Genomic DNA, 25,767 nt, shown 5'->3' with positions numbered 1-25,767 from the left:
AACGGGTAGAGGGCAAAAAGAAAGCCTTGCCGAAACGGCAAGGAAACATTGGTCCAAGCGTCCTGCCATGCTGTTCATTTTTTTGTTAACTGAACAGCCTGTCTCATATCCTTAAAAATGTTCATTCGTCCATACATCAGCACGCCGCCTCGATACACTTTGGCGCCAAAGTAGATCAGCAAGGCAATCGTCGCCGCTAAAAGCGCGAGGCTGAGCGCCACTTCCCATCCCGGCACGGAAACGAGGCCGATGCGCAAAAACATGAGCATCGGAGCGAAAAAGGGGACAAACGAGGCGCCGGTCACAAACGCCGACTCTGGCACATTCAAGCCAAACATCGCGATCATAAACGCAGCGACAACCAACATCATGACCGGCGTAATCGCCGGCTGCACATCTTCAACCCGGCTGACGAGCGAACCGAGCACGGCAAATAACACCGCGTACAAGAGGTAACCGAGCAAGAAAAAAACGAGTGCGTACACAAATAGCGATGCCGGCACGTGGTCAAATCCGAGAAAACGCCACACTTCCCGCCCACTCGTTTTCAACGCGGCGAAAGCGACGGCAAAAAAAACGAAGAATTGCGTCAAGCTGACCAAAGCAACGCCGATGATTTTGCCAAACAACTGTTGAACCGGGGAAACGCTCGAAACTAAAATTTCCATCACACGCGACGATTTTTCCGTCGCCACCTCCGTCGCGATCATTCCTCCATACATCAAAACAAACATATACATCGCGAAAAGAAGGACATAAACAAGAGCGCGTGCTTGATTCAACTCCTCTTCCGTCTTCGCGTTTTTTTCCAATGCCACCTTCTGGAACGGAACTGGTTTGTAAAGCTCAGCCATTTGTTCATCCGTCAGGCCGAGCTTAGCGGCTGAAAGCGCCGTTTTCAACTGGCTCAGCGCTCGTTCCAGCTCCTCCGGTGTCTGATTGTCCACAATCGTATTGGCATAATACACCGCTTCCGGCAATCCTTCCGCATCCATGGACAAGACGAGCAATCCGTCCCATTTGCCTTCTTTGACGGCTTCTTTCGCTTCGTTTTCCATATCAGTAATTTTCGTCAACGCAATTTGGTCATGGCTTACCTGCTTCTCAAGCGGACCATACAACGATCCCGTGCGATCAATGACCGCGACATGAGTCATTTCATCACCGCTGAAAAACTCGATGATCGACTGAATATTGGCCAGCCCGATGATCAACAGGCAAGTGATGGCGGTGGTCACAAGAAATGCTTTCGCCCTCAGCTTCGTTCCATACGTATGCCCCAACACAAGGAAAAACTTATTCATACGCCGCACCTACTTTTTCAATAAAGATATCATTCAGAGACGGTTCCTCCAAGGCAAACAGGCGAACCGCGACTTTTCCTGCTATATGGCCGAGTATCGCTTGTGCCGTCTCCTCATTGGCAATTTGCAGCCGCACCCCTTCCGCCGTCCGCTTCCACTGCAAAATGCCAGGAAACCGCGCCAATTCTTCAAACGGCCCATCTCCTTGAATGACAAGGATTTGTTTGCCAAACGAACGTTTCAGTTCACGGAGCGCTCCAGCCACCACCGCGCGGCCGCGGCGCAAAATGCAGACATGCTCGCACAACTCTTCCACATGTTCCATGCGATGACTCGAGAAGACAATGGTCGTGCCGTTCCGTTTTAAATCGAGCACCGCTTCTTTCAACAGCTCAACGTTCACTGGATCAAGGCCGCTGAATGGCTCATCCAAGATTAACAGCTTCGGTCGATGAAGCACAGCAGCGATAAATTGGATTTTTTGTTGGTTGCCTTTCGAAAGCTCCTCCACTCGCTTGTTGGCATAATCGCGGATATGGAAGCGCTCAAGCCAGCGGTCGATTTCCGGAAGAATATCCGTCTTCTTCATTCCACGCAACCGTCCTAAATACAAAAGCTGCTCTTGCACTTTCAGCTTCGGGTACAACCCGCGCTCTTCCGGCAAATAGCCGATCAGATGGCTTTTTGAGTAATCAATCGGTTCGCCTTGCCAACGGATCACCCCTTCCGTCGGGAGCAGAAGGCCTAAAATCATGCGAAAGGTCGTCGTTTTGCCCGCACCGTTCGCCCCGAGCAATCCGAACATCTCCCCTTCTGGAACCGTCAACGTCAAATGGTCGACGGCCGTCGCCTGACCAAACCGTTTCGTCACCTCAATGATCTCTAAACTCATCCACATTCCCCCAAAGTAAAACAAATTTTCCACTCACACTATTAAAACGTGCAGTCTCAAAAAAAGTTTCAGACAGAGGCAGGAATTTGCCGATCCGATCTCTAATGAAAGAGAAATGAATGATGATTCAGCGAAAGGAGAGGATCGCATGCCGACATATACGTTAACCGCTTTTGAACGCGACGGGGAAAAATTGCTCGATGAAACGTTTGAAGCGGCCAATGATGAAGAAGCGAAAAAAATTGGTGAACAAAAGCTGCGCGAGCGCGGCTGTTGGGACAAAACACACCGCTGCGTCAATGCCAGCGGCAAGCTCATTTTATTTCACCGCTAATCCAAACACCCCGGGGTTGTTCCCGGGGTGTTGCCATTCAACCAAATATTTCCTTTAACATATTGATTTTTTCTTCCGTATATTCAGCGAAATGCTCATTGTACACTTTCGGCTCTTTCGGGTTCGCCTGGCGAGTGATTTTCCGCGTTTTCGGATCAACGAATTTGCTTGACGCCCCGCAGCCAAGGCCGATGATCGACTGCTGCTCTTCCATGATCATAATGTTGTATATGCTCTCTTGCCCTGGCAGCGCGTAGCCGACGTTTTCAAGGTTGCCGAGAATGTTTTTTTGTCGATACAAATAGTAAGGGACATAACCGTGTTCCTTTGTCCATTCTTGGGCCGCCTTCATCATCGCCTGCACTTCCTCGCGGCTGGCGACTTTGTACTTTTGTTTGTTCTTTGTCATTTCCGACGCCCGCTTAAACGACAGCGTATGGATGGTGAGCGATTCCGGCATGAGCCGCTCCGTCTCGGCGAGCGTATGCGTAAATTCCGCCAGCCCCTCGCCGGGCAGTCCAATGATTAAATCCATATTAATGTTGTTCATCCCCATTTGCCTTGCTAAATGAAACTTGTTGATCGTCTCTTCGACCGTATGATGGCGGCCGATCGCTTTTAATGTTTCCTGAATGTAGGACTGCGGGTTGATGCTGATGCGGTCGATCCGCCATTTTTTCAACACGTCAAGTTTCTCTGGTGTAATCGTATCCGGACGCCCGGCTTCGACCGTGATTTCGCGGACGCGATCGACATCTGGAAAGACGTCATACATATGGGCGTACAGCCGATCCATCTCGTCGGCCGTAATGCTCGTCGGCGTCCCGCCGCCGTAGTAAATCGTTGTGATGCGGATGCCGCGCTCGCGCAAAAAGCGGCCGACTGCCTCCATTTCATAATGGAGGCCAGCCAAAAAGGCGTCAACCGACCCTTGGCGGCCGTTGATGGCGTACGCCGGAAATGTGCAATAGGCGCATTTCGTTGGGCAAAATGGAATGCCGATATAGATGCTCACTTCATGGGCCAAATCGTATAAATCCGGAACGACCGCGAGCTGACGATCCACGATCGCTTGCATTAATTCGATTTTTTCGTTTGTCACTAAATACTCTTCAGCCAGCTTCCGGTGCGCCTCTTCTTTCGAAAGGCCTGAGCGCAAAAGCTGATGAAGCAGCTTGACCGGACGGACGCCGGTCAGCACGCCCCACGGCTGAATGAGGCCGGTAAATCGCTCCAACAGCGTCAAATAGACATGCAAAACGGCGTTTTTCAGCTGCTTTTCGTACATTTTCCCGTCAGCGCCCGCCGGCGCGCTTCGTTCATGGCTCGCCTCTTCGACGCGCCCGGACGTCTTGTCGAGAAGCGTCCCAAAAACAGCGATGCACCCGTTTTCTTTAACGGAAAACATAGCGGCCATATCAGCCTCGGGAAGCGGCTCCAACGACAGCTCCGGCGCTTCGAAAAACAGCTCAGTCATCACTTCGAGCGGGCGCTGAAATCGTTCCGGATGCGGCAGTCCTTGAATTTCGATCCGCACGTTCATCACCTTTTCTTTCAAACTTCTTTCAGTGTACTGAACGGCTGTTTCCTTCGTCAAGCGGAAGAATGCACCTTTCGTCGACTTTACGGAAATGCCTCCAGCCCCACCAACCAAATAAAAAAGCCGGGCATTCGCTCCCGGCCTCATTTTGAAACAGTCAACTCCCATCGACGGCTCACCGTTTTGTTTTTAGTTTTTGCAAAAACTCGATTCGCTGTTGTTTGCGAAAATGCTCTTTTACCATATAAGCAACGCCGAGCTGTTCATTCGAACGCGTCACCCAATCGGCCGCCCGCTTTACCTCGAGCGGCGCATTGCCCATGGCAACGCCAAGCCCAGCCGCTTCAATCGCCGGCAAGTCATCAAGCCCATCGCCAATCACCACCGTTTCTTTCAACGATACGCCGATATGTTGAGCAAGCCGGCGCAATCCAGCAAGTTTGGACACTCCTTGGGGGACAACTTCCATTTTTCCGTTTGACTGCATAATCATATCAATGCCGGGAATCGCTTTGCCCAGCAGGACCGCGGCTTCATCCCGTTCGGCATCGCTGGCAAAATACACATCTATTTTCGGAACGGCAATCGGTTCGTCCATCAACACGTCGCCAAGCGAGTCGACAAATTGGGTCGGATAGAAAAACGGATCGCTTGAGGAGAGAACCGTCTGCACAACAAGGTTTTTTTTCACTTTCTTCCGATTGCCGAGCGAATACCGCTCATGCATGAGACGGATGTTGCAGTTGAAGTTCTCCAAAATTTGCACAATGTTAAACGTTCTTTCTTCAGGAATCGCGGCGTCAAACAGCCGATCATCAAGCGTTCGGGCAATCATCGCTCCTTGGAATGCAATGAGCATCCCATCAAGCCGCAGTGCTTTCGCCACTTTGCGGGCGGAAAGTAAATTGCGGCCCGTGATTAACGTAACATAAACGCCTTTTTTCTTGACGTAGTCGACCGCCTCTTTCGTTTCGCGCGGCAGGCGGCCGTTGTTTTTTAAAATCGTTCCGTCAATGTTGAGCGCCAACAGCTTATACACGGCTGTCTCCCCCTTTTGTCCGTCTCAACCTCTCTTGCCGCCGCAAGCTTGCTGGCGGCTTTGCATTCCTTATCATTTTCATGACTATGATGAGACAGACAAAAAAAGAACACCCGACCGGGTGTTTTTCCTATCTTCTTTCCATGAATGAACGGTGCAACTCCTCAAGCGGCTTCATGGCGATTTGCTGAACCTCGGCGATGGTCATGCTCATCCGCTGCTCAAGCGCCATCAGGCGGGCGAGTTTCTCATGTTGCTGGGCGAGCGCCATCGCCTTTTGCGCCTGATCGATTTCATCCGGCGAAATGGCCGCTCCGCGCATCTGTTTTTCATGGAGCCGGAGCTGGATGTCGCGGACATCAGCGAACATCCGATAAGCGGTTTCATCCCGTCGGACGTCCTCGTACGCCCGTTTCAGCTGCTGAAACGGCTCACTTGCCCGAATCGCCTGCTCGAGCTGCCTAGCGAGCGCATGAAGGGTTTCAGACATAAAAAGTGCCTCCTATACAAATATCATTCACGTTCTAACGTATGCACCACCCGGCGGAGATATTACAGCCATAAGCTGATGAGCCCTTGGACAGCGCCGATCAGTCCGCCAAGCAAGGCGCCCAAATACGTAATCATCTTTAGTTCACGGCGGGCGATCGATAAAATGATCGCTTCCAACCGTCGCAACGAAAATGACTCTACTTGTTCACGGACGATATCTTCAAGCTCAAGCTGCGCCACGATTGCCTCAATCTTGCCGCTAAGCAGGCGGCTGACTGCTTCCGCCGCCTGCGGGATGAGACGACCAAACAAGGGCTGTTCGTATGGGGCGAGCAGTTCGGCAAGCGGACGGTTCAGCCATCCGCCGCTTTGCACCAAGCGGCGGACAGCGGACCGCACCGCCTCATCGATGCGCCGGCGACCGATCATCTCTTCCACGGTGGCGAGCGGACAGTCTAACCATTTGTTCCACTCCGTCCAAAGGAGGCGGGAGAGCGCCTCTCTTGTGGCAGCATGGCGTAAAACTTTATCGAGCTCCGCCTGCACTTTGTCGACGAAATTGACATTGCCAAGCAACATTTGCAACATATTTCCAACCATCCCGCGCTCTTGGAAAAAGCGCTGAATCATGCCGGAAAGCTGTCGTTTTCCTTCCTCTGTCCGAAAATAGTCCAACGCCCGGTCAGCCAAATAGCCAGCCAAACTCTCGATGCGCACTTCCATCGTTTGTTTCAACTCCGCCGGCAATACATCGCGGATCGGCCGCAAACGCCACGTTTCGCTCCACCGCTCATACACCCGCTCGGCTTGCGCAGCCGCCAATGCCTCCAACCGCTCAGCCGGAGAGCGGACACCAAAGCGTTCAAGCAACTCGACCAGCGTTTCACGACGCGCCAGCCACTGCCGAAGCCGCTCCTCTCCCCAATCGGCCATATGCGCCGTAAAGGATGGATCCATGAGTTTGCGCCGCAATCCTTCCGGCGTCACCAAATGCTCAACGACCGTTTTCCCGAGCTGTTCGGCAAGCTCCCGCCGCCGCTTTGGAATCAATCCCGGCGTAAACGGCAATCGTTTTCCAAACACGTACATCGGCTCATATGGGCGAAACAGCATCACGATGGCGATAAAGTTCGTCACCCCGCCGATGAGCGCCCCGACCGCCACCATAAACAGCAAATAAACGAATGTTTCCATCCTCTTCTCCTTCCGTCTCCGCCGCTGTCACCAAACGGCGTGCGTCATCATACGATGGCGATATAAACGTTTGCCTAATTGTTCATTATAGATCTTGCCTGACGAATGCGCAAATGAGGGACTGCGATGAGCAAACAACGAACGATGGCCGTGCTGACGGAAATCCATGAAACAAGGGAACGGGCTGCCTTTGGATCCATCCATCATTTTTGTGAGGAATTGGCAGAATATGCTAGAAAGCGTGGTCTCTTTTTTTACGTGTCTTCGCCGCCGCTTTACTTAGAGGGAGTCGGCTATCAGTGGACCGGAAGCGGATGGGACAAAGGAGACGTGCCTCCAGCCGATGTTGTTTACAATCGCCTTCACTCGCGCAAGTTCGAACGCTCCCCTTTGTTTGCTGAGCTGCTCGCGCGACTGGCTGAGGAAAACGGAGTAATGTTCAACCATCGCTTTTTGCATAAATGGGAAGTACATTGCCATTTTGAGCGGCACGAGTACTTGCACCCGTACTTGCCGAAAACGGCGCTCTGGAGCGGTCCAAATACGCTTGAGGCGTTTCTTGACGCTTTCCCATCCGTCTTTCTCAAGCCGATCTATGGCAGCCAAGGGCGAGGGATTTTCTGCCTCCAACATTCGGACGACGGAATTTGTCTTCGCCATTCCACTTCTGCTTCAATGGCCGTATATCGTTCGCTAGACGCTTTCGTCTCCGCTTTGCGGCAACAAATCCGAACGCCGATGATCATCCAACAAGGGCTTGAGCTTCGCACCCTCGACGGCCGACCGGTCGATTTTCGCCTGCTTTGTCATCGCGTCCGCCACAATGATTGGCGCGTCACTTCCGCCGTCGCCCGCGTAGCGCCGCCCGACCAGTTTGTCGCTAACCTTGCCCGCGGCGGAGAACTGATGGCGGTTAATGATGTCTTGCGAACGTGGTATCCGAGAGCTGACGCGTTCCAGCAAAAACAGCTTTTGAAAGAAATCGCACTGGAATCCGCCGCCGTTCTCGCCTCGGAAGCGGAAGGACTGTATGGAGAGTTTGGTGTTGATCTTGCCATTGACATCCATGGCCAGCCGTGGATCATCGAGGTGAATACGAAGCCGTCGAAACAGACGGATATGACCGCTTCCTACCAATCAGTCCGCCCGTCGGCGAAGGCGATCATCGACTATAGTTTGACATTGATGGAAGAAAAGGAGTGAACCGTTTTGCTTTCACTCGGTTTTGTCACCCTTGAGGAACAGCAAGACTACACGTATTGCACTGAGGTAGCGAAACGCGCCGGACGCTACGGTATTTCCGTCTGCCGCTTTTCACCGCTTGACATCGATCCACAGACGGAAAACGTCCGCGGCTTTCTCTTTCAAGAGGAAACGAACGAATGGACAAACGCCGTCTTTGCCATTCCGCCATTTTTATATGACCGCTGCTTTTACGGCAATGATGAACGGTCCAAAAAAGCAAAACCGATTATGAGCTGGTTGAAGCAGCGACCTGACCTCACGTTTTTAGGCTATGGCCTGCCGGGCAAATGGGACGTATATGAAGCACTCTCCTCACACCCGCTCTTGTCCGCATACGTGCCGCCGACTGTCCGTCTTGAGCGCGCCGGTGATGTGCTTGCGCTTCTCCGCCGCGAACAAGCCGCCATCGCCAAGCCGGTGCACGGCTCCGGGGGACGCGGTATTTGCATCTTTCAAAAGAAAGGGAAGGCGCTGTCCGTCCAAGACAGCCACGGTCAAGAACAGGCCGTCATTGCCCGCCGAAGCGAGCTGGAACAGCTCCTCGCCTCTTGGATCCGCCGCGGCGAGTATGTTCTGCAGCCATTGCTTCAGCTATCGACCCCGGATGGTGAACCGTTTGACTTCCGCATTCTTTTGCAAAAGGATGAAAACGGACGCTGGGTGGAACGAGTGCGGGCCGTGCGAGTCGGCCGACCGGGGGCATGGGTGGCCAACGTCCGTGCCGGGGCGGACATTCGTCCTTTTGCCGAGTGGCTCGATCGCCTTTCCTCTTCAAAACGCCTCTTCGTGCTCGATGGTGTTGAGACGATCATCCGCACACTGCCAGCTTATGTAGATCGCACGTTCGGTCCTTTGTTCGAAATCGGTTTGGATCTTGGCGCGACCGACAACGGGGCGGTGTGGATTTTGGATGTCAATTCCAAGCCAGGGAGAAAAGTGGCGCATCTTCTCTCCACAGAGCAACAAAACGAACTGTACGAAGCGCCGCTTCGATATTGCCTGTTTTTAGCCAGAGGAGTGAAAAGTCAATGACCTACACGCTGATCATTGACGAACAACAAACGAATACGGTGATCCTTCCCGCCACGATCCAAGCATCTGGGCAAACATCGGCCGCGTTCGGCAGCCTTGTCGCCCCATGCCGGGTCATTTCTTCCCCTCGCCTCACCGACCGTGTGATTGTGGCACATGACGTCGCTCGATGCTTGTCGATCCCGTTTGCCGCTGATGTCCATGTCTTTTTGACCGATGAGGTCGTTCACTTCGGTCCGCTTGTCGGCATTTTGACCGCCGGATTCACAAAGTCGTCCCACCGACCGGTTGGCAGCCGGAGCTTCTTTTTCGCCAAGCTGCTGGCGCAAGAAAAGCAAGTCGGCGGATTTGCCTTTTTGTTTGGCGCGCCCCATATTGATTGGGAAAACGGCATGACGAACGGCTATTTTTACACAGAGCGCGGTTGGGAACGCCATACGGTGCCGCTGCCAAATGTTGTTTACAATCGTCTACCGAATCGACGCATTGAAAAAGAAGAAACGTTTCAGACGATGACAAAGAGGCTGCAAACCATCTACGGCATCCCGATCTTTAACGAGTGTTTTTTCAACAAATGGGACATTTACCGCCGGCTCGCCGCCCATCCGAAGGCGCAGTCGTATTTGCCGGCGACGTCCGCCCACGTGACACAACACACCATTGAGCAGTTTCTTGCCCGCTACCGTGAAGCGTACATCAAGCCGGCCGATGGCAGCCTCGGCCGCGGCATTTATCATTTAGCGAAAAAAAACAATGCCTATGAATGTCGGTTTCGCGACGAGAGTGGAGAAATACAAACAGCGCTGTTTCCGACCTCCATGGCGGCGTGGCATCATTTGCTCGCCCATGCGCCGCTTCACCGCTATGTCATCCAACAAGCGATTCCACTTCTTGCCGTCAACGGCCGACCGGCTGATTTCCGCGTTCACGTTAACAAAAACGAACACGGCATATGGCAAGTGAGCGCCATCGCCGCCAAAATCGCTGGAAAACAAAGCATCACGACCCATATGAACAGCGGAGGCATCGTCAAAACGCTGGAAGAAATTTTCCCGGATGCCGCCGAGCGCGAAATCATGCTCGTCCGTCTTTCCGACGCCGCCCTTACGCTCAGCCGTTCCCTTGATGAAGCATCAGAAACGTTGATCGGCGAAATCGGTTTTGATCTTGGCGTTGACCAACAGGGAAGGATTTGGATGTTTGAAGCCAATTCGAAACCTGGACGGTCGATTTTTAAGCATCCAAAATTAAAGGACGCAGACGAACGAACAGCGCGGCTGCCGCTCGCTTACGCCGTCCACCTCAGCAAAACAGCCATCACCGAACCCGGGGCGCTTTGGCCATGCTGACGATCGGCTACCATCCCGACACCAGCGAGTGGGTGTGCAACAGTCCGGGCGGCCCTTATCGGTTCGGCTGCGGTTGGGTGGCTCCCGCCGCTTCCCTTCCCGATCTTGTCTTTCCCGTCCGCGAGCAAGACGGACGGGTGGGGCCGCTCGTCGGCGTGCTGGTCAGCGCCTCGTCCCTTTCCGCTTTGTTGGCTGGGAAAAAGCCGTGGCTTGAAACCGTCATCCGCTCCATCCACGCCGCCGGCGGCATCTCCGTCGTCAGCGCGGCCGCCGGCATTAGAGAGAAAAGGATCTGCGGATATGTATTCGTTCCAACGCTTCATCGTCTCATCGAAGCGGTCGCTCCACTGCCTGATGTCGTCTACAATCGAGTCAAAAGCCGCACAGAAGAAGAAAGCGAGCTGTTTCAAACGGCGGCTGCCCAGTTGAGCGCCCATGGCGTTCCACTTGTCAACCGCTCTTTTTTCCGCAAATCGGACGTTTACGACGCGCTGCGGTCCGACCGCCGGCTTTGGCCGCATCTATTGCCGACGTCGCCTGTCCAAACAGTGACCGATATTCGCGCTTGGCTCCGCCAATACAGCTGTATTTATTTGAAACGAGATGACGGTTCCAGAGGAATGGGGCTGTTTCGTCTCACCGCCTTGTCGGAGACGAAGGCCATTTGCGAATATCCGGGCGGCCAAAAACGGCTCTGCTCGCTCGATGCGCTCGCATCCCTCATTGAGTCTGGCCGCTACATCGCCCAAGCATTGGCTGAAACGGACGAGTGGAACGGACGCCGCTACGATTTGCGCGTGCTCGCCCATTGGCAAAACGGCCGCCATACGATCACCGGCATCGGCGTTCGTTCGGCCGACGTCGAGTCGGTGACGACCCATGTGTTTCACGGCGGGACCATCCTGCCGTACAAAGAGGTCAAGGAACGCATCGATGAGGCGGCGCTCGATCGGCTTATTGCCTTGAGCGGCGCGCGCCTTGGCGAACGATTTGGCTTTGTCGGTGAGTTTTCCGTCGACATCGGTGTCGGAAGCGAGCGGCAACTTTACATCTATGAAATCAACGCCAAGCCGATGGTGTTTGACGAGCCGGAGATTGAGGCACGGCGGCTCGAGAGGCTCAATCAGCTGTTTGCTGAGCTCGCTCATCGTGCGCCATAGCTAGAAACTGGCCACTGTAACGGAGCGCCTGGCGGAACACAGCATCTGCCGCTTGTTTGGCGGCTCCATTTAGGCTTTGGCAGACGTTCTGGCATAACATCGCTTTTTCCCACTCAGCCGCCGCCATGGCTTGCAAGAGCTCAAAACGAGATGTGCCTGCTTTGCTTTGCTCTCTTTCCACTCGACCGTCAGCGTTAGCCCCAGCGGCTAAATAATACACGTACTGCCAAAGTTTACGCTGCCGCTCGGCTTCAGCCAAGTAGACCGCCCATGTTTCATCCGTTTCCATCCCAGCGAGCTGACGGGCTTTGTCTTCCGCCGCGGCGGTCGTTTCGAGCAATCTTTTGATCAGCATGATCATCTCTTGCCACCCCTTCTTCCCGCTTGTCCTCTTTCATCCATATGAATGGAATGGATAGTGTATGCCTCTTTTGGGCAAACTTTAGGAAAAACGACGAGAGGAAGGAGCGAGATGATGGAACGAAATGAAGCCGAGCGCCGGGATTCGTTGTACGAAGGGCGCGATGAATACTATATGGACATCGACCGCATGATCAACGAAGGAATGGCTGGAGGTGCCGTGTACGGCCACGGCGACGACGTCAACATTGAGGAAGCACGCGATCTTGTCAAAGAAGAGCCGCCGTACGAAGCCGGCCAGTAAACGGAGCCGATTTTCCCTCCTCGGGAAAGTCGGTCTTTTGTTCTATGGAGCCTCTCGGCCGATGCGCTGGAAGGCTGGTGAAAAACGGTTGTTTCTTTTGAACGATGGGGGAGCGTGTGAAAGGCGATCCTGATGCGACAGGGCTTTTCTATTTGAGAAACGAAGGCTGATAAGCGGCCTGCTTCCTTAAATCACCGGCCTTCTAGGCAGAGATCGTTCGAAACGACCGCTGTTGACCACGCCGCCCGTTCATCCCGCGGTTGGGCCGCTTTCCTCCATTGTCTTTCTTTCCATTCGCGAGGATTTGGTATAATGAAAACAACGCTGATTCCTTTTCGGCGTGACATCCATCCTTGACGAAAAGGGGTGCGCCGCAATGCTAAAAGAGCTCGAATCGCTTTATGAAGGGGACATCATCATTAACGGTCAGCCGGAACACCCCGAAGATTACGAATGGTTTTATACCGACGATGGTGATGAGATCGGCATCGCCAAACATCGATTGACAGAACAGGAGCGGCGATTGCTGTCGCTTTTTTTCACCCCCGCCGAGCGCCGGCGCGAACCGGAAAGCGAAGAGGAGCGGGCATGGAAACGATGGATGGCAACCGGCGATCCAGCCGCGCTCGCTCGGCTCGCTGCTCCGTATTGCCGGTTCATTCATTTTACGGCCAGCCGGCCGATCGCCAACAAAGAAGAGTTCACTGACGCTGTTCGCGGCTTGTTTTCCTCCCCAGTCACCATCGTCTGGGAGCAAGATCGGCGCGGGCTGATCGTCGAAGCGAAACAAAAGCAGACGACGGATCCTCCTTCGTTAGCGGACATGGCTGAGGCGCTCGCCGCTGATTTTTATACTGCCATTCATTTATTGATCGGCCCGATCCGCCCCGTCGATGAACGGCTATATGAATCATTTCTCCTTGAAAAAGAGTGTTTTTCCGCCGCTCGGCGCTTTTGGCCGAAACGAACGGTGTACGAATGGGAAGACGTCATTCCGCTTCCGCTCTTTGAAGAAGGGGCAGTCAGTGAGAAAGCCCACCGGACCCTCTCGTTTCTTGACGAATTCGACGAGGAGGAAGTGCGGGCGATGGAGACGTTTTTGCAATGCAACTTAAACGTCTCGATGGCGGCGAAAAAGCTGTATATGCACCGCAACAGTTTGCAATATCGAATCGATAAATGGACGGAGCAAACCGGAGTCGACATCAAACGGTTCAAAGGGGCGGCAGCCGTCTATTTGGCCATCTTGCACCGGCGCCATTCGTAATCCCCCCGCTTTTTTGTCATGTCGCCGAAAATCGGCGGCATTTTTTGTGCATCTCGTCCATTTACGAATGTTGCCATTTTTCTATACACTAATGACAAGAAAACGATTTCGGCGATAAGGAGGATGGTTATGGCAGAACTCATTCTTGATCATATTTACAAAATTTACGACAACAATGTGGTCGCCGTCAAAGACTTCAATTTACATATTCAAGACAAAGAGTTTATCGTCTTCGTGGGCCCGTCCGGCTGCGGCAAATCTACAACGTTGCGGATGATCGCCGGCCTTGAGGAAATTTCCAAAGGTGATCTTTACATCGACGGCAAACGAATGAACGATGTGCCGCCGAAAGACCGCGACATCGCCATGGTGTTCCAAAACTACGCTCTGTATCCCCATATGAGCGTCTATGACAACATGGCGTTCGGTTTAAAACTGCGCAAATTCCCGAAAGCGGAAATTGAAAAACGCGTCCGCGAGGCGGCGCGCATTCTCGGGCTGGAGCAATATTTGGACCGCAAGCCGAAAGCGCTCTCCGGCGGGCAGCGGCAGCGCGTGGCATTAGGACGAGCCATCGTCCGCGATGCAAAAGTGTTTTTAATGGACGAGCCGCTCTCGAACTTGGATGCGAAATTGCGGGTGCAAATGCGCTCGGAGATCGCGAAGCTCCATCAGCGCTTGGAAACGACGACGATTTACGTCACCCACGACCAAACGGAAGCGATGACAATGGCCACCCGTCTTGTCGTCATGAAAGACGGCGTCATCCAGCAAGTCGGAACGCCGCGCGAGGTATACGAAAAACCGGAAAACATTTTTGTCGGCGGCTTTATCGGTTCACCGGCCATGAACTTCCTCCGCGGAACGTTGCAAGACGGCAAGTTTGTCGTTGGCCAAACATCGTTTGGCGTTCCCGAAGGAAAAATGAAAGTGTTGCGTGAGCAAGGGTATGTCGGCAAGGAAGTGATTTTAGGCATTCGTCCGGAAGACATTCACGACGAACCGCTCTTCCTTGAAGCATCGCCGGCGACGAAAGTTACCGCTCTCGTCGAAGTCGCCGAGTTGCTCGGCGCTGAATCGATGATCTATTTTAGCATCGACGGCCAAGAATTGATCGCTCGCATCGATGCCCGCACGGAAATCAAGCCGGGCCATCGGATTGACCTAGCGCTTGATATGAACAAAGCGCACTTCTTTGACGTTGAAACGGAGCGGCGCATCCGGGCGGCGGATGAAAAGTAACCCCCCATTGTTGTTCATATAGATTCATTCGAAGGCGTTCCGAAACAAATGGAGCGCCTTTCCTTTCCACTCCATCAACAGCCTTATTCCTTGATAAAACGCACTTCCTCCTCATGGCAGGACGGACAGTAAAACAAATGAACACATTCATGATTCGTATACGTTCGCAAATAGCCGTCGACAAGTTTCATGACATCCGCATCCATATACGGGCTGTAGTCATCGAAATAATCCGTCACTTTTCCTTTATCCTCCATTGGTTGCCGACAGTAGCTGCAATACACCGTCACCCGGCGCAACCCGTTGCACAGCGGGCATACATTCATGCTGCTTCCTCCTCTAAGCTGTTCCTTATCTTTACATATTCCCTAATGGTGACAGGAGTAAAACGTTAAAAATTTCCACATTATCACCATGAATAACAGGCAAAAAACGTCCCAAACTATGAGTACCGCCAGCGAAATCACCCATCCGTTCCGTTGCGACGGGGACGCTGGCGAAGCCAAAAGCGGGTGGGCCGGTGGGTTCAGCCAAGCTTGGCACACGCCTTGTAGCGTGAAGTGTTAGTGCAAATCCAACCACCCCAACCATCAAAAATTTTTAAGAGGAGATGATCAACGATGGCACGCAACAATAACAACAACCAACTGTTAGTCGCTGGTGCTCAACAAGCCATTGATCAAATGAAGTACGAAATCGCCCAAGAATTTGGGGTGAACCTCGGCGCTGACACGACTTCTCGCGCGAACGGTTCGGTCGGTGGCGAAATTACGAAACGTCTTGTCGCCATGGCTCAGCAACAACTTGGCGGCCAATTCGGCAACGCTCAATAACCGTCTTACGAACAACTTTATATAGATGGCAAACGCCCCGGGCAGTCAGCCCGGGGCGCTTTCATATGGGAACGGGGAGCGCATCAGACGCCTCCCGCCTGCTCGGCAAGCGGTTGGCTCAATGAGACAAGCACTTTGCGAATGCGCCGATTGTCGACTTGGCGGACGGTGAACGTCAGCGGTCCATATTGCAGCGTTTCGCCGACGGCTGGAATGCGCTCAAACATCTCAAAAATCCAGCCGCCCAACGTATGCGATTCACTCTTTGGCACGTCGATGTTCATCACTTCGCAAAACTCATCCAACGGCAGTTCGGCGCTGAACTCGAAGCTGTGCTCGTCGATTTGGCGCACCGTTTTCACCGCCTCATCATGCTCATCCCATATTTCGCCGACAATTTGCTCGAGAATATCTTCGAGCGTAATCAAACCGGCGGTGCCGCCAAACTCGTCGACGACGATCGCCATATGCACTTTGCTTTTTTGCAGCTCCGGCAGAAGATCGGACACTTTCATGGACTCGACAACGAACAACGGCTGGCGCAACAAATCGCGGATGCGCACCTCCCGCTTTTGCACAAGCTCGCTGAAAAAGTCGCTTTCCGACAAAATGCCGATTACGTTGTCAATATCCCCTTCATAGACCGGGATGCGGGAATATTTCTCTTCCAAAAACACGTCGCGAATCTCTTCAATCGGCTGGTTCACTTCCACCGCCACCATATCAGCGCGCGGGGTGAAAATTTCTCCGACCAAAATTTCATCAAAATCGAGCGAACGTTGGATCAATTCTTTTTCTTTGTTGTCAATGACCCCTTCTTCTTCACTCAGCTCAACCATCACTTTAATATCTTCCTCTGTCACAGCCGGCACGGCCACCCCATTGGCGAACCGCCTGGTGATTCGATCTTTTATGGCTTGGAGCGACGCCGTAACCGGCGTCATCAACTTCATCAGCCCATAGGCAAGGCCGGCGTATCGGATGGCGAGCTGCTCCGCATGCTCTTTCGCCATCGATTTTGGCAAAATTTCACCGAAGATGACAAATAACCCTGTCATCACCGCCAATGTGGCAAACAAACCCATCTGTTCCCCAAGCAACGAAACGGCGATGTCCGTAAAGAGCACGACCGCTACGACGCTGGTAAGGCGGGTGGTTACAGCAAGCGCCAACAACACGCGGTCAAGCTGACCGATCACCGCCTGGAGGCGCTTATTGTGCAGATGCTCTTCCGCGTAATGCCGCAACCGTGTCTTGCTTGCCGAGGAAAACGCGGCTTCCGCTGAAGCGAACAGCGCATTCGCGAGCAGGGAGAGGAAAAACCACCCGAACAACCTTAACGGCCACTCTTCCAACGAATCTTCACACTCCTATGGATGGTGACTATGTTATTCATATCCATTTTTCCGCCGAATCATGCTTTTGACACTCCACACGGCTAAAGCCGCGGGATTCTTGGGAGCACTCCCGCACCCGGGAGTTCTGCCTTACGGCGCCAAGCGATCCCCGTGTGTCCCACGGTTGAGCCGGCTTAAGCGAACAACATACGCAATCCTTCGTAGAGAATGTTTCTTGCAACATTGACATCCCGCTCATGAGTCTCGCTGCACACCGGGCGCGTCCACTGCCGGACAGACAGGTCTTTCATCCCGGTGTTTCGGTGTCCACAGCAGGAACAAAGCTGGCTGGACGGGAAAACAGACGACACAATCACCACCTGCGACCGTACCACTTCGCTTTGTACTCCAACTGCCTCTGGAATTCCGACCAACCGGCGTAGGCGATGCTTCCCGCCAGCCGGTGGTTCTTTTGCATGTTTCGCACCTGCAGATTCTCCAGGGCCGATCACTTGGTTTTCGCGAATCAGCCGGGAGGACAGCTTGTGCAGCAAGTCCAGCCAGGCGCTTTTCACCTTCTCATGAAGCCAGGCCGCTTTTAGCCGGGCCTTCTTCCGGTTCTTCCCACGCGGCTCCCAGCGGGAAAGAATCTGTTGCCAGCGTTTCAGTTTCTTTTTCTTGTTTTCGCAGATGCCGGGGATTCGGGATCATTTCCCCGGTGCTGAGCACGACGATATTCTTGTCCCATACCATGATTGTATCAGTTTGATGAAGAAACGGCAACGCGCTTCATCCCCCTAAAGAGCGGGCTTTCGCGCGGGATTTCTGTAAAAACCACACTTGCCGCGCTAAGCGGAAACAAAGCGATGCGGCCGGCAGCAGCCGTTTTCGCTCTTCCTATCTTAAATATAACAAATTTTTCGCCAACTGACTATAGCTGGGGAGTTGTCCTTCCATATAAATCCAGACAACCAAAAAGAAAAATGCGCCGGATGAACGGAGGCGCATCATGATTCAAGCCAACAGGAACCAATCAAATACAAAAGAACAAGCAATGAGGCAATGTTGAAGGTCACCGACCACTCGGCCATTCGTCTTCCCCTCCCTTTTCTTCCCCTCTTTCATTGTACCCTATTGACGGCGGGAAAAGCAGGAGGAGAAGGGGGGGTTTTGACCGTTTGCTGAACAAAACAAGGACGTCCTCCCATCAACAAACGCGCTCATTTCCTGTCTTTTCAACCTAAATAGCGGTAATAGATCGCCTTTGCCTCCTGCACATCTTTCGTGCCGTGCACAAGCGCACGGCCATCACGAAAGACGACCAACCGTTTTTCGCCGAGCGAAACGGAGACAAGATACGGGTTCGCTTCCGCTTGAAGCCCTTGGCGGCGAAACAGCTCCGCCACTTCATTCAAGTCGTACTCGCGTCGGGCAGGCGGACGGATTTGCACAGAATCGCGCCCGCACAAGACGGCCGTCTTCGTCCGTTGTTCATACGAAAGAAACGGATAAGATGGATGACGTCCGCACGTCGGGCAATCATCCTTTTTCACTCCGTCAAGGCGAATGGCGGCATATTCGTTCGTCCAAAGGTCAAACGAAACAAGCTTGCCGCGGAGCGCCGACCAATCCCCCACTAACATTTTTAACGCCTCAGCCATCTGATAGCTGACAACCATTTGCACCGCTGGGCTGATAATGCCGGCCGTATCGCACGTCAATCCCCCTTGCGGCACCGTTTCAAGCAAGCAATACAAACAAGGCGTGCGGTTCGGAATGAAGGTGCAGCTTAAACCGTAACTGCCGACACAAGCGCCATAAATCCACGGAATGTTGTACTTGTAGGCAACGTCATTGATGACAAGGCGCGTATCAAAATTGTCTGTCGCATCGATCCATAAGTCAGGGCGTTGCTTGACAGCGATCGTTTCCAATTCTTCCGGGCCGGCGTCGCCGACAATGGCCTCGATCTCAACTTCGCTGTTGATTTGTTCAAGACGCCGTTTGGCGGCGATCGCCTTTGGCAGCCGCTCCTTCGCATCCGCTTCGCTGTACAGCTGCTGGCGCTGCAAGTTGCTCCATTCGACGTAATCGCGGTCGATGATTGTCAATTTGCCGATGCCAGCGCGCACGAGCGCTTCGGCATTGCCCGTGCCGAGCGCTCCAGCGCCGATCAGCACGACATGTTTTTCTCGTATTTTCTTCTGCCCTTCTTTGCCAATCGGCGCAAATAGTTGCTGCCGGGAATATCGTTCGTTCAAACAACACTCATTCCTTCCATCGGGCTGCTCGCTGACGCGTACCGTTTTTTCGGGATGCGTCCGGCTTCATAGCCGAGCCGGCCCGCTTCTACCGCCAGCTTCATCGCTTTTGCCATTTTCACTGGATCGGCCGCACCGGAAACAGCGGTGTTCAAAAGCACCCCATCCGCACCAAGCTCCATCGCCAGGGCCGCGTCCGCCGGTCCGCCGATGCCGGCGTCGACAATGACCGGCACGTTCGCCTGCTCAATGATAAAGCTCAAATTGAGCGGATTGATGATGCCTTGTCCGGACCCGATCGGCGAGGCGCCCGGCATGATCGCATGGCAGCCAAGCTCCTCTAGCCGCTTCGCCAGCACGACATCATCGGATGTGTACGGCAACACGATAAATCCTTCCTCAAGCAGCATTTCCGCCGCTTTCAACGTCTCGATCGGGTCTGGAAGGAGCGTTTTGTCGCAGCCGATCACTTCTACTTTTATCATATCACACAATCCGGATGCCTTGGCGAGCCGGGCGATGCGCACCGCCTCTTCCGCCGTTTTCGCCCCAGCGGTGTTCGGCAAAAGCTTATATTTGCTTAAATCGAGCTGCTCTAAAAAGTTCGGCTGCTCCGGAGAAAAGATGTTCATCCGCCGGACAGCGAACGTTAAAATTTCCGCCCCTGATGCTTCCACCGCTTCTTTTTGCACGTCCAAGCTCGGATATTTGCCCGTGCCGAGCAACAGACGCGAAGAGAATTCATATGGACCAATTTTCAACATCTCAACCGCCTCCTACAAAATGAACGATTTCCACGCGATCGCCATCGCGCAACGCCGTCGTCCCATACTCATGTTTTTGGATGATGCGGACATTGACTTCGACGATGCAAAGCTTATTCTCAAGCCGGAAATGGGCAAGCAAATCGCCCACCGTTTTCACCTCGTCGGGCACGGCGACCGTCTCCCCGTTAATCACTAACGTCATTCCACCCCCACCTTTCCGATATGGCGTGTCAACGAAAATGGCGCAAGGTCAAACGCCGTTTTTTTCCGCTCCACTAAGTCGGCGACAAGCAGACCGGTCAACGGGCTGAGCAAAATGCCGTTCCGGTAATGGCCAGCAGCGACAAATAAGCCGCGCCGCTCCGGATGCTCACCTAGATAAGGCAAACCGTCTTCGGTCTGCGGCCGAATGCCGCTCCATGCCGTTACCCACTCCGCCTGTTCAATGTTTGGAACAAGGTGGGCGGCGCGATGCAACAAACTCATCACCCCGCCGACCGATACGCGCCGGTCAAACGTGTTGGGCGTGGACGTCGCTCCGATGAGCAGCCGGTTTCCCGATTTTGGAACGATATAGCAGCCGTTTTTCGCAAATACCGTCGTTTGCAACAGCGGAACCGGAGTGCGCACCATGACGCACTCCCCTTTGACCGGATAAACGGAAAGCGAAAGCCCGACCCGCGCGCCAAGCCGCGCCGCCCAAGCTCCGGAAGCGATGACGACCGCCTCGGCGGAAAACGTTCCGCTTATTGTGTCTAACACATGACCGCTGCTGTCAGAACGAATGTCGAACACTTCCGTATACTCGTACAGACAAGCGCCGGCGGAGGCGGCGGCATAGGCGAGAGCGGCGGCGAAATCCGAAGCGCTCACTTGCCCATCGCCGGGAATGTACATCGCACCGGCAAGCGCTTCCGTCGCAAGACGCGGCTCGATGTCAAGCGCCTCCCCTTTCGTGAGCCACTGCACCGGTTCGCCTATGCTCCGCCAAAATGCATAATGGCGATAAAGATCGTCCGCTTCCTCCTCCGTTGTCGCTAGTTTGATCATTCCTTTTTCGACAAGGCCGATATCAATGCCGGTTCTCTCCTTCAGCTCTTCAGCCAAGGACGGCATGAGCGCCCGGCTTTGCAAGGCAAGCGGCACGAGCGGGCTCGGCGCCGAAAACTCCGATTGCGCCCCGAGCATGCCAGCCGCTGCGCTTGATGCCCCGCTTCCCATCGTTCCTTTTTCGAAAATGGCGACGCGGTGCCGCCGTTTGGCGAGTTCAAAGCCGATGGCCGCCCCAATCACTCCGCCGCCGATGATGGCGACGTCATACCGACGCGTCATCCCCTATCCCCTCCCTTTCACTATGTCTGCCAGCCGTTTGGCCTCAGCAACGGGGTCGGCGGCGAAAAAAACAGCCGACAATACCGCCACCCCGGCTGCGCCCGCTTCCAGCACCCGACGAGCGTTGCCGGCGTGAATGCCGCCGATGGCGATGACTGGAATGGACACGGCGGCCACGATTTCCGCAAGCGAGTCCAGACCGCGCGGTGGCAAACCGGGCTTGCTGTCCGTCGGAAAAATATGACCATACAAACAAAAGTGAGCGCCATCCTGTTCGGCTTGTTTCGCCTCCTCCGACCCGTGCACCGAGCAACCAACCGTCAAGTCCGGAAACGAGCGGCGGACGGCGCGCACCGGCAGGCTGTGATAAGCAAGCTGCACACCTTTGACACCGTAGACAGCGGCGACATCAACCCGGTCATTGACGATGATTTTTTGGGGCGGCACCCCGACGCGAAGCAGTGCCGCGACAAACGCCGCCGCTTCGCGCGCTGTCTTTTCCTTTTCACGAATATGAATGAAATCGGCGTACGGATGAACATGGGCGCAAATCGCCGCGAACTCGTCAGCTGTCTGCCGTCCCGTCGAAATGAAATGAAGAATCCCCATTGCCATCCCTTTCCCTCTATCGGACATCGCTGATCGGGATATATGGATAATGCATGCCGGCATAATAAGCCACCAACATCAAGGCGGCGAACAGGGCGACAAACAGGACATCATATTTGCCAAACCCCATTTCATAGTAAAACGTGCGCCGTCCATCCCCGGAAAATCGCTTTGCCTCCATCGCGACCGCAATGCGCTGGGCGCGGCGGATGCTTTGCGACAACAGCGGAACGGCGTAGCGCTTGATTTTGCCAAGGCCGCCCTTGTTCGGCACGCCGCGCACGGTCAAGGCGTAGCGGACTGTTTGAAACTCTTCGAGCATCATCGGCAACAACCGAACCGCCGCTAAAAAGCTGTATGCATACTTTGGTTTCAACTTTAGCTGCTGCATGAGCGAATAAAACAGATGCACCGGGCGAGTCGTCAGCGAAAAAATCAGCCCGAGAAGCCCAAGCGCCAAAGCGCGAACCCCAATGTGCACCCCGCGCCAAAAACTTTCCGCCGTAATATGGATGAGCCCCCAGCGAAACCATGTCGTCGTTCCTTCACCAAACATCATCATCGATGAGGCCGTCGAAACAAAGACAAGAAAAAACGGCAAAAACAACCAAAACAACACGCCCGCCGGATAGCCGGTGCCAAAGCAAAACAAAGCAAACAAAGCGAGCGAAACATTGATGAGCACGTTCGGATTGTGAATGAACAACACGGCAAAAAAAAGCACAACAAGCACAATGAGCTTTAAGCTCGGGTTCGTCTCATGAAGCCATGTCTTGCGGCAGCGAACCTCCCATTTCATCGCCCTGATCCACCTTCCGCCAACACGGGCTCTCGGATGTCAAGCCGTTCGTCCCGAACGAGCGCCCCATCTTCAATCACCCACCGTCTCGTCGCAAAGCGGCGGACGATTTGTTCATCATGTGTGACCATCATGATCGCCGCCCCTTGTTCACGGTATGCTTCAAGCATTTCGAGCAACGCGAACGTATTTTTTGCATCTTGCCCAAATGTCGGCTCATCAAGCAAAAAGAGGCGCTGGCCGGCGACGATCGACGCTGCGACGCTCAACCGCCGTTTTTGCCCAATCGACAGCTGATACGGGTGTTGGTCTTGTTGTCCAACAAGGTCAAATTCACGCAACAGACGGTCGACGATTCCCTCAATTTCCTCTTTCGGCCGCCCCTCAAGCCGAAGCGAGTAGGCGAGTTCATCACGAACCGAATGGGTGACAAATTGCCACTCCGGGTTTTGAAAAACAAAGGCGATATGGCGATAAAGCGGCCGCTTCTTTTTCACGTCCTCCCCCAACAGCGCATACTCGCCGTCTGTAAAGATGAGCTGCATGAGCGCGTGCAGCAGCGTGCTTTTGCCAGCGCCGTTCTTTCCCGTGATGGCAATCCATTCGCCGGCGTACACCGCTGCTTCAGGAACATAGATTTTCGCCTCCCGGCCGCGGAACCCGCGAAAACAGCTGAGGCGAAGAAGCTCCTCGCCTTGATGGCGAGCTTGCCGCCTTGCCGTCCGGTCATAGTCATCCCAGACGCCTGGATACCAAATCCCTTCAGCGGCAATGACGTCTTTATAATCGGAAAACACCGCCTTCGCCTCGCCGTCGGCGATGATGCGCCCATCGCGGTCAAACAACACGATCCGATCCACAAAGTCGAGCACATGTTCAATTTTATGCTCGACGATGATGATCGTTTTGCCGCGGCCCACCTGCTTCACCGTTTGCCATACCGCCTTCGTCCCTTCTTCATCGAGCAGCGCCGTCGGCTCATCCAAAAACAAGACATCCGGCTCAAGCGCCAGCACCGAAGCGAGCGCCAACCGCTGCTTCATCCCGCCGGAAAGCGTATGAATATCCGTATGCGGGGCGATCTCCAAACCGACCTGGTCCAGCAGGGCGCGGATGCGGGCGGGCATCTCGCGGCGCGGCACGCCCTGATTTTCAAGGGCAAAGGCGATTTCCTCGTCCGCATACGGCATGCAAAATTGCGCATCGGGGTCTTGAAAGACATAGCCCCACCGCTCCGGCCTCTCAAGGCGCTCCGCTTTCATTGGCACATCGATCGAGTGGGGAATGATGCCGGCCATCACTTGCAATAATGTCGACTTTCCGCATCCCGACGGACCGAGGAGAAGCACTTTCTCTCCCTCGGCAATCGAAAGCGACAAATCGCGAAACAGCAGTCTGTCGCCCCCGGGAAATTTCAGGCGAAGCCGGTCAACCGCAATTGCTTGTTTCATCGCCATTCGCCGCCTTACCGGTTCAACGCATCGTAATCATCTTTTGAAGCCGACCGCCACATTTGCGTCACTCCGGTTTTTTCGAGCGCTTTTGCCAATGAAACAGCAAACACACCGGAGATGAGGATGGCGCCAATAAAACGCGCCAGCAAAAAGAGCGCCATATTCCATGGAGCAAGCGCCTCAATATAGCCTTTGTAAAAGTCCATGATGAGCGAGCCGACCGTCGCCCCGACCGCACCGAGCGAGACAACGAACGCATCGAAGCGCCGATAGCGGAAGGCGGCAAAGACAAGCTCGGCCAACAGCCCTTGTACAACCCCGTAAATGAGCACTTCAAGCCCCCATTGCGATCCCATGATCAGCTCGCCGGACGAAGCGGCAATCTCCGCGAGCAACGCCACCCCTGGTTTGCGGATCAACAAATAGGCAAGCGAAGAAGCGATAAACCACATGCCGTAAATGAGTTGATCGAGATGAAACCCTACTGCTCCCACCGCGCTATATAGTGGGCCCCATAATTTGTAAATCACGCCAAACACAATCGCAATGACGATCGTCGTTAAAATATCCGCCAATTTTAACCCTTTTGCCTTCGCTTCCATCCTGTTCTCCTCCTTGTCTCACGTCAACGGCTTACCGCCAATTCAACCGACGGCCACTGCTCAAGCCGGTACGCCATCTCCCAAAACTCGTACTCATATTCGCTGCTGATGAGGAAATGCCGCTTCATCCGATGGCGATCCTCTTCGGTGACCGCGTCAGCGATGGCGTCAAGCCGCGCGATTTGCTCTTCTACAAGTGAGCGGAACCAGTCGGAACTGTAGGTGCTGATCCATTTTTCATAAATCGGATCATTCGGGCGGCACGTTTTCAAACGCTCGCCAATTTCGTAATACAGCCAGTAGCATGGCAAAATGGCGGCGATGACATCACCGAGATGCCCTTCATACGCAGCACGGTACATGTGCGACGTATAGGCGTACGCCGTCGGCGCCGGAATGAACGCCGCCCTCTCTTCCTCCGTAATGCCTAGCAGCTTGGCGAACGTTTCATGCAGCGACAGCTCGGCTTCGCACGTGCTTTGTGCATGGTGCGCCATCCGGGCCGTTGTCGCCAAATCCGGCGATTTCGCCGCTCCGATCGCCTGCACGCGGGCAAAATGGCGCAAATAATAGGCATCTTGCATCACGTAATAGCGAAATTTCTCGCGCTCCAGCGTCCCCTGGCCAAGCTCCTGAACGAACGGATGGCGAAAACTCGCCTGCCAGATTGGATCGGCCGCCTGGCGCAATTGTTTGGCAAATGACATTCGTCCTCCCCCTTTTTGGCAAAATAAAAACGCCGCTTCCTTTGCCCTTGGGCGTAAAGAAAGCGGCGTGGGCATGCGACGACGTTGGCAAGGCAAAGCCTAGCCTTACTGTGCTGCTCCTCCACTTCCCTACGCTGGCATTACCCAGATCAGGTGCTAAGGGTCTCAAAGGCACACTTTGATCTCAGCCTTTCTAAAGGCCCCCCTAGTGGATGATGATGGTGCAATTTTCAGTTTTCTTTACCACTTATCATACCACGACGGCGGCGGTTGTCAATCTTTTTTTCGCCGACGTTGCGCCGCACGTTTCAA

29 protein-coding genes and 1 riboswitch are annotated in these 25,767 nt (G+C 54.0%); of the genes, 9 read left to right on the top strand and 20 right to left on the bottom strand.

Annotation, left to right across the window (positions count from 1 at the left end):
- Window positions 1-74 precede the first annotated feature (74 nt).
- Together ETC05_RS09955 and ETC05_RS09950 are read right to left on the bottom strand one after the other, a co-directional pair.
- Window positions 75-1,304 (bottom strand): ABC transporter permease, encoded by a 1,230-nt coding sequence (locus ETC05_RS09955; protein WP_031405453.1) that lies wholly within the window; start codon window positions 1,302-1,304, stop codon window positions 75-77.
- The gene (locus ETC05_RS09950; protein WP_031405455.1) at window positions 1,297-2,196 is read right to left on the bottom strand and encodes an ABC transporter ATP-binding protein; all 900 of its coding nucleotides are present in this window, start codon (window positions 2,194-2,196) and stop codon (window positions 1,297-1,299) included. Before ETC05_RS09950 ends, ETC05_RS09955 begins: the two co-directional genes overlap by 8 nt.
- 148 nt (window positions 2,197-2,344) lie before the next feature.
- Here ETC05_RS09950 and ETC05_RS09945 point away from each other — a divergent pair, with 148 nt between their 5' ends.
- Window positions 2,345-2,530: a YhzD family protein gene (locus ETC05_RS09945; protein WP_015374028.1), complete on the top strand. Its 186-nt coding sequence runs from the start codon at window positions 2,345-2,347 to the stop codon at window positions 2,528-2,530.
- 37 nt (window positions 2,531-2,567) lie between these two features.
- On the opposite strand, the gene ETC05_RS09940 is transcribed toward ETC05_RS09945, so the two are convergent.
- The 4 genes from ETC05_RS09940 to ETC05_RS09925 form a co-directional block, all read right to left on the bottom strand.
- A complete protein-coding gene (locus ETC05_RS09940) occupies window positions 2,568-4,073 on the bottom strand; it encodes a coproporphyrinogen III oxidase (protein WP_031405461.1) in 1,506 nt (501 codons plus the stop codon).
- 172 nt (window positions 4,074-4,245) lie between these two features.
- Window positions 4,246-5,109, bottom strand: a complete 864-nt coding sequence (locus ETC05_RS09935) for a Cof-type HAD-IIB family hydrolase (RefSeq protein WP_031405462.1) — start codon at window positions 5,107-5,109, stop codon at window positions 4,246-4,248.
- Window positions 5,110-5,239: 130 nt separating this feature from the next.
- Window positions 5,240-5,599: a YlbF/YmcA family competence regulator gene (locus ETC05_RS09930; protein WP_031405464.1), complete on the bottom strand. Its 360-nt coding sequence runs from the start codon at window positions 5,597-5,599 to the stop codon at window positions 5,240-5,242.
- Window positions 5,600-5,661: 62 nt separating this feature from the next.
- A complete protein-coding gene (locus ETC05_RS09925) occupies window positions 5,662-6,795 on the bottom strand; it encodes a DUF445 domain-containing protein (RefSeq protein ID WP_031405466.1) in 1,134 nt (377 codons plus the stop codon).
- Window positions 6,796-6,921: 126 nt separating this feature from the next.
- On the opposite strand from ETC05_RS09925, the gene ETC05_RS09920 reads away from it, so the two are divergent.
- Genes ETC05_RS09920 through ETC05_RS09905 form a run of 4 tightly spaced genes read left to right on the top strand, consistent with a single transcriptional unit; the run spans window position 6,922 to window position 11,581 of the window.
- A complete protein-coding gene (locus ETC05_RS09920) occupies window positions 6,922-7,998 on the top strand; it encodes a YheC/YheD family endospore coat-associated protein (protein WP_031405468.1) in 1,077 nt (358 codons plus the stop codon).
- A gap of 6 nt (window positions 7,999-8,004) precedes the next feature.
- Window positions 8,005-9,072, top strand: a complete 1,068-nt coding sequence (locus ETC05_RS09915) for a YheC/YheD family endospore coat-associated protein (RefSeq protein ID WP_031405470.1) — start codon at window positions 8,005-8,007, stop codon at window positions 9,070-9,072.
- Window positions 9,069-10,421 carry a YheC/YheD family endospore coat-associated protein gene (locus ETC05_RS09910; RefSeq protein ID WP_031405473.1) on the top strand — a complete coding sequence of 451 codons (1,353 nt, stop codon included), beginning with the start codon at window positions 9,069-9,071 and terminating at the stop codon, window positions 10,419-10,421. The genes ETC05_RS09915 and ETC05_RS09910 overlap by 4 nt, the downstream gene beginning before the upstream one ends.
- Window positions 10,415-11,581 carry a YheC/YheD family endospore coat-associated protein gene (locus ETC05_RS09905; RefSeq protein WP_031405475.1) on the top strand — a complete coding sequence of 389 codons (1,167 nt, stop codon included), beginning with the start codon at window positions 10,415-10,417 and terminating at the stop codon, window positions 11,579-11,581. Before ETC05_RS09910 ends, ETC05_RS09905 begins: the two co-directional genes overlap by 7 nt.
- Here the strand turns inward: ETC05_RS09905 and ETC05_RS09900 are convergent.
- Window positions 11,541-11,942, bottom strand: a complete 402-nt coding sequence (locus ETC05_RS09900) for a hypothetical protein (RefSeq protein ID WP_031405477.1) — start codon at window positions 11,940-11,942, stop codon at window positions 11,541-11,543. The genes ETC05_RS09905 and ETC05_RS09900 overlap by 41 nt on opposite strands.
- Window positions 11,943-12,056: 114 nt before the next feature.
- Here ETC05_RS09900 and ETC05_RS09895 point away from each other — a divergent pair, with 114 nt between their 5' ends.
- From ETC05_RS09895 to ETC05_RS09885, 3 genes are all read left to right on the top strand, one after another.
- Window positions 12,057-12,245 (top strand): hypothetical protein, encoded by a 189-nt coding sequence (locus ETC05_RS09895; protein WP_011230137.1) that lies wholly within the window; start codon window positions 12,057-12,059, stop codon window positions 12,243-12,245.
- 376 nt (window positions 12,246-12,621) lie between these two features.
- Window positions 12,622-13,512 carry a PucR family transcriptional regulator gene (locus tag ETC05_RS09890; protein WP_031405480.1) on the top strand — a complete coding sequence of 297 codons (891 nt, stop codon included), beginning with the start codon at window positions 12,622-12,624 and terminating at the stop codon, window positions 13,510-13,512.
- Between the two features lie 129 nt (window positions 13,513-13,641).
- On the top strand, window positions 13,642-14,754 hold the full coding sequence (locus tag ETC05_RS09885; RefSeq protein WP_031405482.1) for an ABC transporter ATP-binding protein: 1,113 nt from the start codon (window positions 13,642-13,644) through the stop codon (window positions 14,752-14,754).
- An 83-nt stretch (window positions 14,755-14,837) separates the two neighbouring features.
- Here ETC05_RS09885 and ETC05_RS09880 read toward each other — a convergent pair whose 3' ends face one another.
- Window positions 14,838-15,080, bottom strand: a complete 243-nt coding sequence (locus ETC05_RS09880) for a hypothetical protein (RefSeq protein ID WP_031405483.1) — start codon at window positions 15,078-15,080, stop codon at window positions 14,838-14,840.
- Between the two features lie 294 nt (window positions 15,081-15,374).
- Between ETC05_RS09880 and ETC05_RS09875 the strand changes: the two genes are divergently transcribed.
- A complete protein-coding gene (locus ETC05_RS09875) occupies window positions 15,375-15,587 on the top strand; it encodes an alpha/beta-type small acid-soluble spore protein (protein ID WP_031405485.1) in 213 nt (70 codons plus the stop codon).
- An 83-nt stretch (window positions 15,588-15,670) separates the two neighbouring features.
- Here the strand turns inward: ETC05_RS09875 and ETC05_RS09870 are convergent, their stop codons facing one another.
- The 12 genes from ETC05_RS09870 to tenA all read right to left on the bottom strand — a co-directional run bounded on the left by ETC05_RS09870 (window position 15,671) and on the right by tenA (window position 25,455).
- Complete coding sequence (locus ETC05_RS09870) at window positions 15,671-16,942, bottom strand: hemolysin family protein (RefSeq protein ID WP_031405487.1); 1,272 nt, start codon at window positions 16,940-16,942, stop codon at window positions 15,671-15,673.
- A gap of 176 nt (window positions 16,943-17,118) precedes the next feature.
- Window positions 17,119-17,574: a zinc ribbon domain-containing protein gene (locus tag ETC05_RS17860; RefSeq protein ID WP_237746936.1), complete on the bottom strand. Its 456-nt coding sequence runs from the start codon at window positions 17,572-17,574 to the stop codon at window positions 17,119-17,121.
- Window positions 17,504-17,707 (bottom strand): hypothetical protein, encoded by a 204-nt coding sequence (locus ETC05_RS17855; RefSeq protein WP_031405489.1) that lies wholly within the window; start codon window positions 17,705-17,707, stop codon window positions 17,504-17,506. The genes ETC05_RS17860 and ETC05_RS17855 overlap by 71 nt, the downstream gene beginning before the upstream one ends.
- Window positions 17,708-18,159: 452 nt before the next feature.
- A complete protein-coding gene (locus ETC05_RS09855) occupies window positions 18,160-19,185 on the bottom strand; it encodes a thiazole biosynthesis adenylyltransferase ThiF (protein WP_171660911.1) in 1,026 nt (341 codons plus the stop codon).
- Window positions 19,182-19,949: a thiazole synthase gene (locus ETC05_RS09850; protein WP_014194971.1), complete on the bottom strand. Its 768-nt coding sequence runs from the start codon at window positions 19,947-19,949 to the stop codon at window positions 19,182-19,184. Before ETC05_RS09850 ends, ETC05_RS09855 begins: the two co-directional genes overlap by 4 nt.
- Before the next feature lies 1 nt (window position 19,950).
- Complete coding sequence (thiS, locus tag ETC05_RS09845) at window positions 19,951-20,154, bottom strand: sulfur carrier protein ThiS (protein WP_171660910.1); 204 nt, start codon at window positions 20,152-20,154, stop codon at window positions 19,951-19,953.
- Window positions 20,151-21,284: a glycine oxidase ThiO gene (gene thiO, locus ETC05_RS09840; protein ID WP_031405497.1), complete on the bottom strand. Its 1,134-nt coding sequence runs from the start codon at window positions 21,282-21,284 to the stop codon at window positions 20,151-20,153. Before thiO ends, thiS begins: the two co-directional genes overlap by 4 nt.
- 3 nt (window positions 21,285-21,287) lie before the next feature.
- A complete protein-coding gene (gene tenI, locus ETC05_RS09835; protein WP_031405498.1) occupies window positions 21,288-21,893 on the bottom strand; it encodes a thiazole tautomerase TenI in 606 nt (201 codons plus the stop codon).
- Window positions 21,894-21,909: 16 nt separating this feature from the next.
- Entirely contained in the window at window positions 21,910-22,692 is a 783-nt protein-coding gene (locus ETC05_RS09830) for an energy-coupling factor transporter transmembrane component T family protein (RefSeq protein ID WP_031405500.1), read from the bottom strand.
- Complete coding sequence (locus tag ETC05_RS09825) at window positions 22,689-24,143, bottom strand: ABC transporter ATP-binding protein (RefSeq protein WP_171660909.1); 1,455 nt, start codon at window positions 24,141-24,143, stop codon at window positions 22,689-22,691. The genes ETC05_RS09830 and ETC05_RS09825 overlap by 4 nt, the downstream gene beginning before the upstream one ends.
- A gap of 14 nt (window positions 24,144-24,157) precedes the next feature.
- A complete protein-coding gene (locus ETC05_RS09820) occupies window positions 24,158-24,748 on the bottom strand; it encodes an ECF transporter S component (protein ID WP_031405504.1) in 591 nt (196 codons plus the stop codon).
- Between the two features lie 23 nt (window positions 24,749-24,771).
- Entirely contained in the window at window positions 24,772-25,455 is a 684-nt protein-coding gene (tenA, locus tag ETC05_RS09815) for a thiaminase II (protein WP_031405506.1), read from the bottom strand.
- A gap of 109 nt (window positions 25,456-25,564) precedes the next feature.
- Window positions 25,565-25,672, bottom strand: a riboswitch (TPP riboswitch).
- Between the last annotated feature and the right edge of the window lie 95 nt (window positions 25,673-25,767).

This window comes from Geobacillus sp. BMUD, assembly GCF_013096845.1.
In the GTDB taxonomy this organism is placed as follows: Bacteria; Bacillota; Bacilli; order Bacillales; family Anoxybacillaceae; genus Geobacillus; species Geobacillus vulcani.
This window is presented reverse-complemented; position numbering and strand designations above follow the sequence as displayed.